The sequence below is a fragment of the Streptomyces kanasensis genome, assembly GCF_043077165.1.
Lineage (GTDB): Bacteria > Actinomycetota > Actinomycetes > Streptomycetales > Streptomycetaceae > Streptomyces > Streptomyces changanensis.
Window position 1 is genome coordinate 287849 of the sequence record NZ_JBIBSF010000002.1, and the last position, 14807, is coordinate 302655.

The 14807-nt window shown below is 74.2% G+C and carries 11 protein-coding genes; 7 read left to right on the plus strand and 4 right to left on the minus strand.

Going from position 1 to position 14807, the window contains the following annotated elements; translation table 11 throughout:
• Positions 1-7: 7 nt before the first annotated feature.
• The 3 genes from ACF053_RS06625 (at position 8) to ACF053_RS06635 (ending at position 4632) form a co-directional block, all read left to right on the plus strand.
• Complete coding sequence (locus ACF053_RS06625) at positions 8-799, plus strand: sugar phosphate isomerase/epimerase family protein (RefSeq protein WP_391953195.1); 792 nt, start codon at positions 8-10, stop codon at positions 797-799.
• A gap of 150 nt (positions 800-949) precedes the next feature.
• Positions 950-3175 carry an SF1B family DNA helicase RecD2 gene (gene recD2, locus ACF053_RS06630; protein WP_391952850.1) on the plus strand — a complete coding sequence of 742 codons (2226 nt, stop codon included), beginning with the start codon at positions 950-952 and terminating at the stop codon, positions 3173-3175.
• Between the two features lie 167 nt (positions 3176-3342).
• The gene (locus ACF053_RS06635; protein WP_058942120.1) at positions 3343-4632 is read left to right on the plus strand and encodes a citrate synthase; all 1290 of its coding nucleotides are present in this window, start codon (positions 3343-3345) and stop codon (positions 4630-4632) included.
• A 576-nt stretch (positions 4633-5208) separates the two neighbouring features.
• Here ACF053_RS06635 and ACF053_RS06640 read toward each other — a convergent pair.
• From ACF053_RS06640 to ACF053_RS06650, 3 genes are all read right to left on the minus strand, one after another.
• Positions 5209-5526, minus strand: a complete 318-nt coding sequence (locus tag ACF053_RS06640) for a heavy-metal-associated domain-containing protein (RefSeq protein ID WP_391952851.1) — start codon at positions 5524-5526, stop codon at positions 5209-5211.
• 61 nt (positions 5527-5587) lie between these two features.
• Positions 5588-6229 (minus strand): GNAT family N-acetyltransferase, encoded by a 642-nt coding sequence (locus tag ACF053_RS06645; RefSeq protein WP_391952852.1) that lies wholly within the window; start codon positions 6227-6229, stop codon positions 5588-5590.
• Positions 6230-6429: 200 nt separating this feature from the next.
• Positions 6430-6627, minus strand: a complete 198-nt coding sequence (locus tag ACF053_RS06650) for a helix-turn-helix transcriptional regulator (protein ID WP_058942123.1) — start codon at positions 6625-6627, stop codon at positions 6430-6432.
• Between the two features lie 373 nt (positions 6628-7000).
• Between ACF053_RS06650 and ACF053_RS06655 the strand changes: the two genes are divergently transcribed.
• The 3 genes from ACF053_RS06655 to ACF053_RS06665 all read left to right on the plus strand — a co-directional run bounded on the left by ACF053_RS06655 (position 7001) and on the right by ACF053_RS06665 (position 12631).
• A complete protein-coding gene (locus ACF053_RS06655) occupies positions 7001-8503 on the plus strand; it encodes a CoA-acylating methylmalonate-semialdehyde dehydrogenase (protein WP_391952853.1) in 1503 nt (500 codons plus the stop codon).
• Positions 8504-8963: 460 nt separating this feature from the next.
• Positions 8964-11777 carry an alpha/beta fold hydrolase gene (locus ACF053_RS06660; RefSeq protein WP_391952854.1) on the plus strand — a complete coding sequence of 938 codons (2814 nt, stop codon included), beginning with the start codon at positions 8964-8966 and terminating at the stop codon, positions 11775-11777.
• Positions 11774-12631, plus strand: coding sequence for an ABC transporter permease (locus ACF053_RS06665; protein ID WP_391952855.1), 858 nt, complete (start codon positions 11774-11776; stop codon positions 12629-12631). The genes ACF053_RS06660 and ACF053_RS06665 overlap by 4 nt, the downstream gene beginning before the upstream one ends.
• Positions 12632-13046: 415 nt before the next feature.
• Here the strand turns inward: ACF053_RS06665 and ACF053_RS06670 are convergent, their stop codons facing one another.
• Positions 13047-13787, minus strand: a complete 741-nt coding sequence (locus tag ACF053_RS06670) for a helix-turn-helix transcriptional regulator (protein ID WP_391952856.1) — start codon at positions 13785-13787, stop codon at positions 13047-13049.
• A gap of 318 nt (positions 13788-14105) precedes the next feature.
• Here ACF053_RS06670 and ACF053_RS06675 point away from each other — a divergent pair, with 318 nt between their 5' ends.
• Complete coding sequence (locus ACF053_RS06675; RefSeq protein ID WP_391952857.1) at positions 14106-14807, plus strand: DUF4142 domain-containing protein; 702 nt, start codon at positions 14106-14108, stop codon at positions 14805-14807.

Below are 14807 nucleotides of genomic sequence, written 5' to 3' on the forward strand. Positions count from 1 at the left end.
CAACCAGATGACCGTCCGGCAGCTGTCGCTGCCCGAACTGACCGAGGCGTGCGTCCGCCTGGGCGTCCCGGGCGTCGGCCTGTGGCGCGAACCGGTGCGGGATTACGGCGTGGAGGCCGCCGCGAAGCTCGTCCGGGACGCCGGGCTGGCCGTCACGACCCTGTGCCGGGGCGGGTTCTTCACCACGGCCGATGACCTGGACGACAACCGGGAGGCCGTCGACGAGGCGGCCGCGCTCGGCACGGACACCCTGGTCCTGGTCTCCGGCGGTCTCCCGCCGGGCGGCCGGGACCTGGCCGCGGCGCGCGAGCGGATCGCCGCGGCGCTCGCCGTCCTCGCGCCGTACGCGGCCGAGCGCGGCGTCCGCCTCGCCGTCGAACCGCTGCACCCGATGTACGCGGCGGACCGCTGCGCCGTGTCCACCCTGGACCAGGCGCTGGAGCTGGCCGCGCCGTTCCCGGCGTCGCAGGTGGGCGTGGTCGTGGACACGTACCACGTGTGGTGGGACGACAGGGCCCCGGCGGCGGTCGCGCGGGCGGGGGCGGAGGGCCGCATCCACTCGTTCCAGCTGGCCGACTGGACGACGCCCCTGCCGGCGGGCGTCATGACCGGCCGGGGGCAGCTCGGCGAGGGCGTGATCGACCTGCGGGGTTGGTACGAGCGCGTCGTCGCGGCCGGCTACGGCGGACCGGTGGAGGTGGAACTGTTCAACGACGCGCTGTGGGCGAGGGACGGGGTGGAGGTCCTGGAGGAGACCGTCCGCGGGTACGTCCGCCACGTCCTGCGACCGAACGGGTAGCGGCGTCGCGCGGAACGAGGGGGGCCGGCCCTGCCCGGGCCCCCTGTTCCGCGCGGGCCCCCCGACCTGCGCCCCCACCGGGAGGCGCCCTGTGGAGGACTCGTCCACAGGCCCGGCGGCGTGTCGGCGCCACCCGATAGCGTCGGGGCCATGTCCCAACTCGCGGTGGTGGAAGGCGTCCTCGAGCGGATCACGTACTGCAACGAGGACAACGGCTACACGGTCGCCCGGGTCGACACCGGGCGCGGCGCCGGTGACCTCCTCACGGTCGTCGGCGCGCTGCTCGGCGCCCAGCCGGGGGAGTCGTTGCGGATGGAGGGCCGCTGGGGGTCGCACCCCCAGTACGGGAAGCAGTTCACCGTCGAGAACTACACGACCGTCCTGCCCGCCACCATCCAGGGCATCCGCCGCTACCTCGGCTCCGGCCTGGTCAAGGGCATCGGCCCCGTCTTCGCCGACCGCATCACGCAGCACTTCGGCCTGGAGACCCTGGACATCCTCGAAGGGTCCCCCGGGCGCCTGATCGAGGTCCCGGGCCTCGGCCCCAAGCGCACCCGGAACATCACGGCCGCGTGGGAGGAGCAGAGGGCGATCAAGGAGGTGATGGTCTTCCTCCAGGGCGTCGGGGTCTCCACGTCCATCGCGGTGCGGATCTACAAGCAGTACGGGGACGCCTCGATCTCCGTGGTGAGGAACCAGCCCTACCGGCTCGCCGCGGACGTGTGGGGCATCGGCTTCCTCACCGCCGACCGGATCGCGCAGGCCGTCGGCATCCCGCACGACAGCCCGGACCGGGTGAAGGCCGGCCTGCAGTACGCCCTGTCGCAGTCCGGTGACCAGGGGCACTGCTTCCTCCCCGAGGAGCGGCTGATCGCGGACGCGGTGAAGCTCCTCCAGGTCGACACGGGGCTGGTCATCGAGTGCCTGGGCGAGCTGTCCGAGGATCCCGAAGGGGTCGTGCGGGAGACCGTGCCGGGCCCGGAGGGGACGCCCGTCACCGCCGTGTACCTGATCCCGTTCCACCGGGCGGAGCTGTCCCTCGCCGGGCAGCTCCGGCGGCTGCTGCGGGCCGAGGAGGACCGGATGCCGGCGTTCCGGGACGTGCCCTGGGACCGGGCCCTGGCCTGGCTCGCCTCCCGCACCGGGGCCACGCTCGCCCCCGAGCAGGAGGAGGCCGTGCGGCTCGCCCTGACCCGTAGGGTCGCCGTCCTGACGGGCGGTCCCGGCTGCGGCAAGTCCTTCACGGTCCGTTCCATCGTGGAGCTGGCCCGTGCCAAGAGGGCCAAGGTGGTGCTCGCCGCCCCCACCGGGCGGGCCGCCAAGCGGCTCGCGGAGCTGACGGGCGTCGAGGCCTCCACCGTCCACCGCCTCCTGGAGCTCAAGCCCGGCGGGGACGCGGCCCACGACCGGGACCGGCCCCTCGACGCGGACCTGGTCGTCGTCGACGAGGCCTCCATGCTCGACCTGCTCCTGGCGAACAAGCTGGTCAAGGCGGTGGCCCCGGGCGCCCACCTGTTGCTGGTGGGGGACGTGGACCAGCTCCCGTCGGTCGGCGCCGGCGAGGTCCTCGGCGATCTGCTCGCCCCGGGCAGCCCCGTACCGGCGGTCCGGTTGACCCGGATCTTCCGGCAGGCCCGGCAGTCCGGCGTGGTCACCAACGCGCACCGGATCAACGCCGGCACGCCGCCGCGTACGGACGGCCTGCCGGACTTCTTCCTCTTCGCCGAGGAGGAGACCGAGGACGCGGCCCGGGTCACCGTGGAGGTCGCTGCCCGCCGGATTCCGGCCAGGTTCGGCCTCGACCCGCGCCGGGACGTCCAGGTGCTCACCCCCATGCACCGCGGCCCGGCCGGCGCGGGCGCGCTCAACGGCCTGCTCCAGCAGGCCGTCACCCCGGCCCGCCCCGACCTTCCGGAGAAGCGGTTCGGCGGCCGGGTCTTCCGGGTCGGCGACAAGGTCACCCAGATCCGCAACAACTACGACAAGGGGGCCAACGGGGTCTTCAACGGCACGGTGGGCGTCGTCACGGCACTGGACACCGTCGAGCAGCGGCTGACCGTCCGGACGGACGAGGACGAGGAGGTCCCCTACGACTTCGACGAGCTCGACGAGCTGGCCCACGCGTACGCGGTGACCATCCACCGGTCGCAGGGGAGCGAGTACCCGGCCGTGGTGATCCCCGTCACCACCAGCGCCTGGACCATGCTCCAGCGCAACCTGCTCTACACGGCCGTCACCCGCGCCCGGAAGCTCGTCGTCCTCGTCGGCTCGCGCAAGGCGATCGGGCAGGCCGTGCGGACCGTTTCCGCCGGTCGGCGCTTTACCGCACTCGATCACCGGCTGACAGGAGGACGTCCCGTGGGAAACATCACCTAGCACTTCCGGAACCGGGGCGAAGGGGGCAGTATGAGCAGGTTGACGGCACTCAGTGCCGCCAATAGGCCCAATGGTCGACCCCGAGTGCACTCTGCTGAGCCAAGTGGGGGATGGTAGAGACAGTCAGGGCACCTCGAAGAAGAGGCACAACGTCGGTGAGGGATGACGTGAGCGACAACTCTGTAGTACTGCGGTACGCGGACGGTGAGTACACCTACCCGGTGGTCGAGAGCACCGTCGGCGACAAGGGCTTCGACATCGGGAAGCTCCGCGCGCAGACGGGTCTGGTGACGCTGGACAGCGGCTACGGCAACACGGCCGCCTACAAATCGGCGATCACCTACCTGGACGGCGAGCAGGGCATCCTGCGCTACCGCGGCTACCCCATCGAGCAGCTCGCGGAGAGCTCCACCTTCCTGGAGGTGGCGTACCTGCTGATCAACGGGGAGCTGCCGAAGGCCGACGAGCTGGAGACCTTCACCAACGAGATCACGCAGCACACCCTCCTGCACGAGGACGTGAAGCGGTTCTTCGACGGCTTCCCGCGCGACGCCCACCCGATGGCGATGCTGTCCTCCGTGGTCAGCGCCCTGTCGACGTTCTACCAGGACAGCCACAACCCGTTCGACGAGAAGCAGCGCCACCTCTCGACGATCCGGCTGCTGGCGAAGCTGCCGACCATCGCGGCCTACGCGTACAAGAAGTCGATCGGCCACCCGTTCGTCTACCCGCGCAACGACCTGTCGTACGTCGAGAACTTCCTGCGCATGACGTTCTCCGTGCCGGCGCAGGAGTACGAGCTGGACCCGGTCGTCGTCTCGGCGCTCGACAAGCTGCTGATCCTCCACGCGGACCACGAGCAGAACTGCTCGACGTCCACGGTGCGCCTGGTCGGCTCGTCGCAGGCGAACATGTTCGCCTCGATCTCCGCCGGCATCTCCGCCCTGTGGGGCCCCCTGCACGGCGGCGCCAACCAGTCGGTGCTGGAGATGCTGGAGGGCATCCAGGCCAACGGCGGTGACGTCGACTCCTTCATCCGCAAGGTGAAGAACAAGGAGGACGGCGTCCGCCTGATGGGCTTCGGGCACCGGGTCTACAAGAGCTTCGACCCCCGCGCGAAGATCATCAAGGCGGCGGCGCACGACGTGCTGTCGGCGCTCGGCAAGTCCGACGAGCTGCTCGACATCGCCCTCAAGCTGGAGGAGCACGCGCTCGCCGACGACTACTTCGTCTCGCGCAACCTCTACCCGAACGTCGACTTCTACACCGGTCTGATCTACCGGGCCATGGGCTTCCCGACCGAGATGTTCACGGTCCTGTTCGCCCTCGGCCGTCTGCCGGGCTGGATCGCCCAGTGGCACGAGATGATCAAGGAGCCGGGTTCCCGCATCGGCCGTCCGCGCCAGATCTACACCGGTGAGGTCCTGCGCGACTTCGTCCCGGTCGAGGGCCGCTGACGCCGGTACCCCCGGCCCGACGACCCGGACCGACTCCGACACCCCGGGTCGACCCCGACGCCGCCGGCCGCGCACGCGTGGCCGGCGCCGGTACGGAAAAGCGCCCCGCCTGCCGATCCCCCCACGGGTCGGTGAGCGGGGCGCTTCCCGTTTCCCCGGTGCGGATTCCCCCCACGGGATCCGGGCCGGGCGTCTGCCGTTGTCCGGCAGAAGCTCGCGTGCGATCTGCCGGGGTACGCACGGACGGGAGGGCCGCTCAAAGCTCCCCGGTTGCGCGTGCCCCGGCCAACGCTTGCCTGGGACGTCCCCCAAGACATCCCATGAACGTCCCCCAAGACGTTCTCGGCATCGCCCATTCAGACTCGCGAGCCGTCCGAATGGTTACCCCCAAATATCTGTGATCTAGGTCTCTTTGTGAAGGTCTGGTGAGTCACGTGAAGGTGAATTCACGTGAACGTCCGTTCCGGCGGCACAGGCAGGACGGGCCGTACCACGGCATTTGTCGCGGTACGGCCCGTACGGGTGTGCGGATTGGTGTGCGGCCGAGTGCCGTGCGGAGGGGTGGGCGGCGTGGGGTCAGGCCGTGCCGAGCAGCTCGTAGCCGGCCTCGTCCACGGCGGCCCGGACCGCCTCTTCGTCCAGTGGCGCCTGCGAGACGACGGTGACCTTGCCGGTGGAGGCGACGGCCCGCACCGAGGTCACCCCGTCGAGGGCGGAGAGCTCCTCGGAGACGGCGCCCTCGCAGTGGCCGCAGCTCATGCCCTTGACCTCGTACACGGTCGTGACGTCGGCGGCCTGCTCCCCGGCGGCGCCCGCGTGGCCCGCACCGGCGGACGAGCAGCAGGAGCCGGCGCCGACCTGGGGCAGCTCGTTCTTCGTCGTCTCGGCGGTCATGGTGGTTCTCCTCTGTGGCGGGGGAGGGGGTGGTGCCCCGGTACGGAGCCAGGCTATACCCCTAGGGGGTATAAATTCCAGCGCCCCCGCCGCCGCGCTCACCGCCGCCGCGCTCACCGCCGTCGGTGCGGCCGCCGTCGACGCGGCCGCGGTGGCGGGCCCACTCCGGCGCCAGGACCGCCATCCGTACGGCGTCGATCCACTCGCCCTCGTGCAGCAGAGCCTCCCGCCCCACCCCCTCCCGGACGAAGCCGACGCGCTCGTAGACCCGCAGGGCTCGCGGGTTGAACGCGTAGACCTCCAGGTGGATGCGGTGGAGACCCAGCCGTTCGAAGCCGTACCCGAGGAGCAGGCGGGTGGCCTGCGTGCCCAGTCCCCGGTCGCGGCCGCGCGGGCCGATCGCGATCCGGAACCCGCAGCTGCGGTTCGGCTCGTCCCACTCGTGCAGCACCAGCTCGCCCACCAGCTCCCCGGAGGCCCGGTCGACCAGACCGAGGTCGAGCCGGTCGGTCTGCTCGGCGCGCGAGGCGTACCAGGCGCGCAACCGCTCGATGCTGAACGGCGGGTGGCCGGCGCTGCCGGTGAGCCGCGCCGTCTCCGGGTCGTCGATGACCGCGGCCATCGTCTCCGTGTCGGCGGCGGTGAGGGGGCGCAGGACCACCCGGTCACCGGTGAGGGTGGGTTTGTGGGAGAAGTCGGTCATGGCGTGATCGAAGGTGACCGGACGGTGTACCCGCAACCGGTTTGCGGCCGCTCCTGGTCGCCGCGGCTCGCGGCTGCCGGGCCGGGGGTCGCCGCGACGGACGTCCCCGCCGGGCCGGGCGCCGCCACGGCCGCGGGCCCCGCGCCGGGAGGCGGCGCGGGGCCGGTGCCCCTCGCGTGCGACGGGCGGTCCGCGGGGGGTCAGGTGCCGCGCGCCCGGTTCCCGGGACGGTTGGCCACCCAGGTGCGGATGGTGTCCGCGTACCAGTAGGGCTTGCCGCCCTCCACGTGGTCCGGCTCGGGCAGCAGCCCGTGCTTGCGGTACGAACGGACGGTGTCCGGCTGCACCTTGATGTGCGCCGCGATCTCCTTGTACGACCAGAGCCTTCTGTCCGTCATCTCGGTGGCACCTCCCTGCGCGCGCCGCGGCGCGACCCGGGAGGGCCGTCGGGGGAGCCGCGGTGCGGACTGGTGATCACCAGGGCTGTGCCCGCCCCGCGACGGAGAGTGACCAGGAGGGGGCAGGCTGTTGAACGCCCGTGACCGAACACCCGCGTAATGGCGACAATCGTGACATCGGTGGGACCTCCGTCACGCGATGCGGGTAGGGACCGGTCGTGGTCCGGCGGCCCGCACCCCCGCGGGGCGCCGTCCGCGCCGCGCACGTGTCTACGGCGACCCCGAAACGCCCGACACAGTGTCCGGCGCGCCGTCCGCGCCGGGCGTGGTGGGATCAGCCCGACGCCGCCATCTGCGAAGGAGTACGCACGCCATGACGAAGACCGTCCACCACTGGATCGGTGGCAAGACCGTCGAGGGCACGTCGGACCGCTGGGGCCCGGTCGCGAACCCGGCGACGGGCGAGGTCGGCACGCGCGTCGCGCTCGCCTCCGCCGACGAGGTCGACGCGGCGGTCGCCGCCGCCCGGGCCGCCTACGCGACCTGGGGCACGTCGTCGCTCGCGCAGCGCACCGCCGTCCTCTTCCGCTACCGCGCGCTGCTGGACGCGCACCGCGACGAGATCGCCGCGATCATCACCGCCGAGCACGGCAAGGTCCACTCCGACGCCCTCGGCGAGGTCGCCCGCGGCCTGGAGATCGTGGAGCTGGCGTGCGGGATCACCACCCAGCTCAAGGGCGAGCTCTCCACCCAGGTGTCGCACCGGGTCGACGTCGCGTCGATCCGCCAGCCGCTCGGCGTGGTCGCCGGCATCAGCCCGTTCAACTTCCCGGCGATGGTGCCGATGTGGATGTTCCCGCTCGCCATCGCGTGCGGCAACACCTTCGTCCTCAAGCCCAGCGAGAAGGACCCGTCGGCCTCCCTCCGCCTCGCCGAGCTGTTCGCGCAGGCCGGGCTGCCCGACGGCGTCCTCAACGTCGTCCACGGCGACAAGGAGGCGGTCGACGCGCTCCTCGTCCACCCGGACGTCGCCGCCGTCTCCTTCGTCGGCTCCACGCCGATCGCCCGGTACATCCACACGACCGCGACCGCGCACGGCAAGCGCGTCCAGGCGCTCGGCGGCGCGAAGAACCACATGCTCGTGCTCCCCGACGCCGACCTCGACGCGGCCGCCGACGCCGCGGTCTCCGCGGCCTACGGCTCCGCGGGCGAGCGGTGCATGGCGATCTCCGCGGTCGTCGCGGTCGGCGCCGTCGGCGACGCCCTCGTCGAGAAGATCCGCGAGCGCGCCGAGAAGATCAAGGTCGGTCCCGGGGGCGACCCGTCCTCCGAGATGGGCCCGCTCGTCACCGCCGCCCACCGCGAGAAGGTCGCCTCGTACGTCACCGGCGCCGCCGCCGAGGGGTGTGAGGTCGTCCTCGACGGCACCGACTGCGTCGTGGAGGGGCACGAGGAGGGGTACTGGATGGGCCCGGCCCTGCTCGACAAGGTGCCCAGCACCGCCCGCGCGTACCGGGAGGAGATCTTCGGCCCGGTGCTGTGCGTGCTGCGCGCCGAGACGTACGAGGAGGGCGTCGCGCTCATCAACGCCTCGCCCTACGGCAACGGCACCGCGATCTTCACCCGGGACGGCGGCGCCGCCCGCCGCTTCCAGATGGAGGTCGAGGCGGGCATGGTCGGCGTGAACGTGCCGATCCCGGTCCCCGTCGGCTACCACTCCTTCGGCGGCTGGAAGGACTCCCTCTTCGGCGACCACCACATCTACGGCAACGACGGCGTGCACTTCTACACGCGCGGCAAGGTCGTCACGACCCGCTGGCCCGACCCGGCGGACGCCCCGGCCGGCGTGGACCTGGGCTTCCCCCGCAACCACTGAGCCCGGCCGCCTGGGGGCGCTCGCCGGGGGCCGGGCCACCGGGGGCCGGCCGCGGCGCCCCGGCCCCGCGGCCGGGCCGTCTCCGGGACGGCCGGGCGGTCGGGCCGGCCCCGGCCCACCGCCCGCAGGCCGGGCCGTCGGGTCGGCCGCGCCCGGGGTCGGCCGCGCCCACGCACGGGCCGCCGCACCCGCCCTGCGTGGCCTGCGGGCAACCGGGTGGCGGGCGGCCGAGCGGTGGGCGGTCGGTGTGGTGGGCGGTCGGTTCGGCGGCCCGGCAGGCGGGCGTTCGGGTGCCGCGGGCCGCGCCGCGGGCCGGATCCCCACGCCGGGTCGTCCCCTTCGTCCGCTTGCGTCTACCGCGTCCGTGGTACGGGGACGCCACCGCGTCGTCCCTGAGGAGGCGGTCGACTTCCGACCGGCGGCACCCGGGCGGGCGTCGCGCGCCGTTTAGGGTCGAGGGATGCGCATCCGACTCCCCCGCCGGTGGGCGGCGCTCGCCGCGGCCGCCGCGCTGCTCGCCGGCGCCGGCACCTGGACCGCCGTCGCCTCCGACGGCGAGCCCCCGGTGCACCGCGAGGACACCGTGCTGGCCATGCCCGGCGCGAGGATCGACACGTCGTTCTTCACGGCCGGCGGCGGCGGACGCCGCCCCGCCGTCCTGCTGGGGCACGGCTTCGGCGGCGCCAAGGACGACGTGCGCGGGCAGGCGGAGCAGCTCGCCCGCGACGGGTACGCCGTACTGACCTGGACCGCCCGGGGCTTCGGCGCCTCCGGCGGACGGATCGGCCTCAACGACCCGGACCACGAGGTGAAGGACGTCCGGCGGCTGGTCGACTGGCTGGCGAAGCGGCCCGAGGTACGGCTCGACGCGCCGGGCGACCCGCGCGTCGGGGTGTCCGGGGTGTCGTACGGCGGCGCGATCTCGCTGCTGGCCGCCGGGCACGACCGGCGGGTGGACGCCATCGCGCCGCAGATCACCTACTGGAACCTCGCCGACGCGCTCTTCCCCGACGGGGTCTTCAAGAAGCTGTGGGCCGGGATCTTCTTCACCACCGGCGCCGGTACCGGCCCGGGGACGGGTCCCGGCGCCGGCGTCGCACCGCCCGCGGGCGACCGCCCGCCCACCGGGGACGCCCCCGCTCCCGGCCCGGACACGAACACGGGCACCGGCACGGCCACCGGTCCGGGCGCGGGCACGGCCGGGGGAGCGCGCCCTGCCGCGGGCCGCCCGGCGGCCGCGCCGCCGGCCGCCGCCTGCGGGAGGTTCCAGCCGGAGCTGTGCGCCATGTACGAGCGGATCGCCGTCAGCGGCCGGCCGGACGCCGCGGCCCGCGCCCTGCTGGAGGCGCGCAGCCCCTCCGCCGTCGCGGACCGCATCAAGGTGCCCACCCTGGTCGTCCAGGGCCGGTCGGACTCGCTCTTCCCGCTCTCCCACGGCGACGCCATCGCCGAGGCCGTCGCCGGCAACGGCGCCCCCGTCGCCGTCGACTGGATCGCCGGCGGCCACGACGGCGGCGACGCCGAAGCGGAGCGCGTCCACGCCCGGATCACCGACTGGTTCGACCGGTACCTGAAGGGCGACACGACCCAGGACACCGGCCCCGCCTTCCGCGTCAGCCGCTCCGGCGGCGTGGACTCCACGGACGGTCGGGCCACCCTGCGCGGCGCGACCGCCGACCGCTACCCGGGCCTGCGCGCCGGCGCCCGCGCCCTGCCGCTCGCCGGTCCGACGCAGACCTTCCGCAACCCCGCCGGGGCGAACCCGCCCGGCATCTCCGCCGTGCCCGGCGTCAGCGGCGGCCTGTCGCAGCTGTCCTCGCTCGGCGTCGGCGTCTCCGTCGACTTCCCCGGGCAGCACGCCCGGTTCGAGACCCCTCCCCTCGGCGAGCCGCTGCGCGTCACCGGCTCGCCGACCGTCCGCGTCCGGGTCGCCTCCGACAGCGGCGAGGCCGTGCTGTTCGGCAAGGTGTACGACGTGGGCCCCGACGGCCGCCAACAGGTGCTGCCGGCCCAGCTCGTGGCCCCCGTCCGCGTCGGGGACGCCCGGGCCGGCCGGACGGTCGAGCTGGCCCTGCCCGCGGTCGACCACGAGGTGGAGGCCGGGCACCGGCTGCGCCTCGTCCTCGCCGCCACCGACCTCGGCTACGCCTCCCCGGTGGCGCCCGCCGCGTACACCGTCTCCCTCGCCGGTGGCGGGCTGTCCGTGCCGACCGCGCCGACCGTGCGGACCGAGGCGGCCGGCCTGCCGTGGTGGGTGTGGGGGCTGCCGGCGGGCGGCGTCCTCGTCGCGGCCGCGCTGCTGCTGACGGCCCGCCGCCGCACGGCCGCGCCCGCCCCCGACCCGGAGCTGGCCGACGTGCCCCTGACGATCAGCGGGCTGACGAAGCGCTACGCGGGATCCACGGACGCCTACGCGGTCCGCGACCTGTCGTTCCGCGTCGAGAAGGGCCAGGTCCTCGGCCTGCTCGGCCCCAACGGCGCCGGCAAGACCACCACGCTGCGGATGCTCATGGGCCTGATCGCCCCCGACGACGGTGAGGTCCGGGTCTTCGGCCACGCCGTCCGGCCCGGCGCGCCCGTCCTGTCCCGGGTGGGCGCCTTCGTGGAGGGTGCCGGCTTCCTGCCGCACCTGTCCGGCCGGGAGAACCTCGAACTGTACTGGCGGGCCACCGGCCGCCCCGCCGCCGACGCGCACCTCGACGAGGCGCTGGAGATCGCCGGGCTCGGCGGCGCGCTCGCCCGCGCCGTCCGCACGTACTCGCAGGGCATGCGGCAGCGGCTCGCCATCGCCCAGGCCATGCTGGGCCTGCCGGACCTGCTCATCCTCGACGAGCCGACCAACGGGCTCGACCCGCCGCAGATCCGCGAGATGCGGGACGTGATGATCCGGTACGCGGCCGGCGGCCGGACGGTGATCGTCTCCAGCCACCTGCTGTCGGAGGTCGAGCAGTCCTGCACCCACCTCGTCGTGATGGACCGCGGCCGGCTCGTCCAGGCGGGGCCGGTCGCCGAGATCACCGGCAGCGGTGACACGCTGCTCGTCACCACGGAGGGCGACCCGCCGGACCACCTGGTCGAGAAGGTCGGGGCCCTGCCGGGCGTCGGCTCCGCCACCCGCACGGAGGGCGGTCTGCTCGTCCGGCTGGACGGGGCCACCGCCGCCGCGCTCGTCGCCGACCTGGTCCGGCTCGACGTGCCCGTCACCGGTGTGGGCCCGCACCGCCGCCTGGAGGACGCGTTCCTCACCCTGATCGGAGGAGGAGGCGCCGCATGACCGCGCTGCTCGACTCGGCGCCCGGCTACCGCGCCGGGCACACCCTGCCCCTGCGTGTGGAGGCGGTGCGCCAGCTCAAACGGCGCCGCACGGTCGTGATGGGGGCGGTCCTGGCCGCCCTGCCGTTCGTCCTCATCGCCGCCTTCGCCATCGGCGGCGGTGACGACGACGGGCCCGACCGGCGGATCACCCTGATGGACACGGCGACGGCGTCGGCGGCGAACTTCGCCGCGACGTGCCTGTTCGTCTCGGCCGGTTTCCTGCTGGTCATCCCCGTGGCGCTGTTCTGCGGGGACACCGTGGCCTCCGAGGCCGGTTGGTCGTCGCTGCGCTACCTGCTCGCCGCGCCCGTGCCGCGGGCCCGGCTGCTGTGGTCGAAGCTCGTGGTGGCGCTCGCCTTCAGCGCCGCCGCGATGGTGCTGCTGCCGCTCGTCGCGCTGGCCGCCGGCGCTGTCGCGTACGGGTGGGGGCCGCTGCGGCTGCCGACCGGTGGCGCCCTGCCCGCGGCCGACAGCCTCGGGCGGCTGGCGGTCGCCGTGGCGTTCGTCTTCGTCTCCCAGCTGGTCACCGCCGGGCTCGCCTTCTGGCTCTCCACCCGCACCGACGCGCCGCTGGGCGCCGTGGGCGGCGCCGTCGGCCTGACCATCGTCGGCAACGTCCTCGACGCGGTGACCGCGCTCGGCGACTGGCGGGAGTTCCTGCCGGCGCACTGGCAGTACGCCTGGATCGACGCCCTCCAGCCGCAGCTGGAGTGGGGCGGCATGATCAAGGGCGCGGCGGTCTCCGTGGCCTGCGCGACGGTCCTCTTCGCGCTCGCCTTCCGCGGCTTCGCCCGCAAGGACATCGTGTCGTAGGCACACGGACGACGCCCCCGGGCCGGTCCGCCGACGCGGCCCATGCAGACCGCCGCGCGTCACCGGGCCGGACCACCGACGTTGCTTGGCCGGACGCCGGCTCGGGGACGTGCGCCGGCCCCGCCCGGTACGGAGCAGGCCGGCCCGCCTCCAGTCCCGGCCCCGCACGGAGGCGGGTCCGGCCCGGAGCAGGCTCGTACCGCGCCGAGGCAGGCTCGGCCCGGCACTGAGGCAGGCCCGGCACGGAGCAGGTCTCGGCCCGGAGACAGCTCACGGCCGGCCTCCAGGCCCGGGGCAGCTGGAACAGGCCCGGCCGGATGCATGCCCCGCACGGAGGCGGGTCCGGCCCGGAGCAGGCCCCGCACGGAGGCGGGTCCGGCCCGGTGGCAGGTGGGCGCGGCGTCGGCGCGGTGTGTCACAGCCAGCCGCGCCGTGCCGCCTCCGCCCCCGCGCGGAAGCGGCTCGTCGTGCCCAGCGCGGCGAGCAGTTCGCCCACCCTGCGGCTGTACGTGCGGCCCGATATGCCCAGGCGGGCCGCCGCCGTCTCGTCGGTGAGCCCGGCCAGCAGCGCGTCCAGCACGGGGCGCAGCTGCGGTGGCAGTGCGGCGCCACCGGGTGACGCCTCGGCGATGTCCTCTCCGGCGTCCCACCAGGCGTGGTGCGCCCGCACCAGGGCCTGGACGACGACCGGGTCCCGGATCAGCAGCAGCCCGTTGTGGAGGAGCTCCAGGTCGAGGGGGACGGCCGCGACCGCCCGGTCGACGACGATCATCTTGAACGGGATCGTGTCCGTCAGCCGGGCCCGGCCGGGCAGCCGGGCCGTCGCGGCCAGATCGGCCGCGGTGACCCGGGCCAGCGCGTGGCGCGGTACCACCTGGCGGACCGTGCGGACCCGCTCGGCCGCCATGCGCACGCACGTCACGGCCAGTTCGAGGATCGGTTCGGGGATCGGCTGGCGCAGTGCGGCCGCCGGGTCGTCGAAGGTCAGCAGCTCGCGGCGGGCCGATTCGGTGAGGGCCGCGAGGGCGGCGCAGATGTGCCGCGTCCCCCGCACCGGCTGGGCCGCCGGTCGGGGCGCCAGCGGGGGAGCCGCCCGCGCCGGTACCGCCTCCCGTGCCGCCCTCTGGCCGAGCACGGAGACTGGGACGTTCGCCACGGCCGACCACCCCCCGTCATCGCCAAGGAACGTACGCCACTCCATGTACTCATGTGACTCCGTACGGTGACAAGGGGGGTAGGGGGGGAATGGCGAGTCCAGGCCAAGTCCTGTGCGCCGTGGGCGGCGGGCGCGACTCTGAGCGGTTCGCCCCCCGTGCGCGCCGGCGACGGCCGCACCTCCGCCGTCCGGGTGAGCGGCCCCCCGTTCGCACTACCGCCGATGGCGGCCGGTCGTGGGCCGTGTCCCGATGGTGGTGCGGCCCGCCACCCGCCGGGCCGAGAGCCGACCCACCCACGAACGGATGACGACGACGCCATGCGTACGCACCACTTCTGGGCCGCCACGGCCCTCACCTGCCTCTCCCTCTCCGGCATAGCCGCCGTACCGGCCTTCGCCGCCGACGACGCGAGCCCCACCGACAGCGCGTTCCTGCGCGCGGCCCACCAGGGCAACCTGACCGAGATAGCCGCCGGCCGGGACGCCCGGAAGAACGCCACGACCGAGTGTGTGAAGAAGGTCGGCGGCGTCCTCGAACGCGACCACACGAAGCTGGACGCGGCGACGAAGGCCCTCGCCGACCAGCAGGGCGTCGACCTGCCCGTCGCCCCCAGCGCCGAACAGCAGCGGATCCTGGCCGAGGTCATGGCCAAGGCGGGCAGCAGCGCGTACGACCACGCCTGGCTGAAGGCGCAGGACGCCGCCCACGTCAAGACGCTCGGCATGATCGACCATCAGATAGCCAAGGGTGAGAACGCCCAGGTGACGGCCGCCGCGAAGGCCGCCCGGCCGATCGTGGCCCACCACCACTCCATGGTCCGCGGCGGTACCTGCCACGACGGCGCCGCGACCCACACCACCCCGAAGACCGTCCACGCGGGCAACGGCGGTCAGGTCGCCCTCGCCGACGAAGGGGTGCCCGCGTTCGTCGCGGTGCCGGCGATGGCCGTGGGCGGCGTGCTCATCGCGGGCGGCGCCTTCTGGGCGGCCGGGCGCATCCGCCGCCACGACACCCGCTGA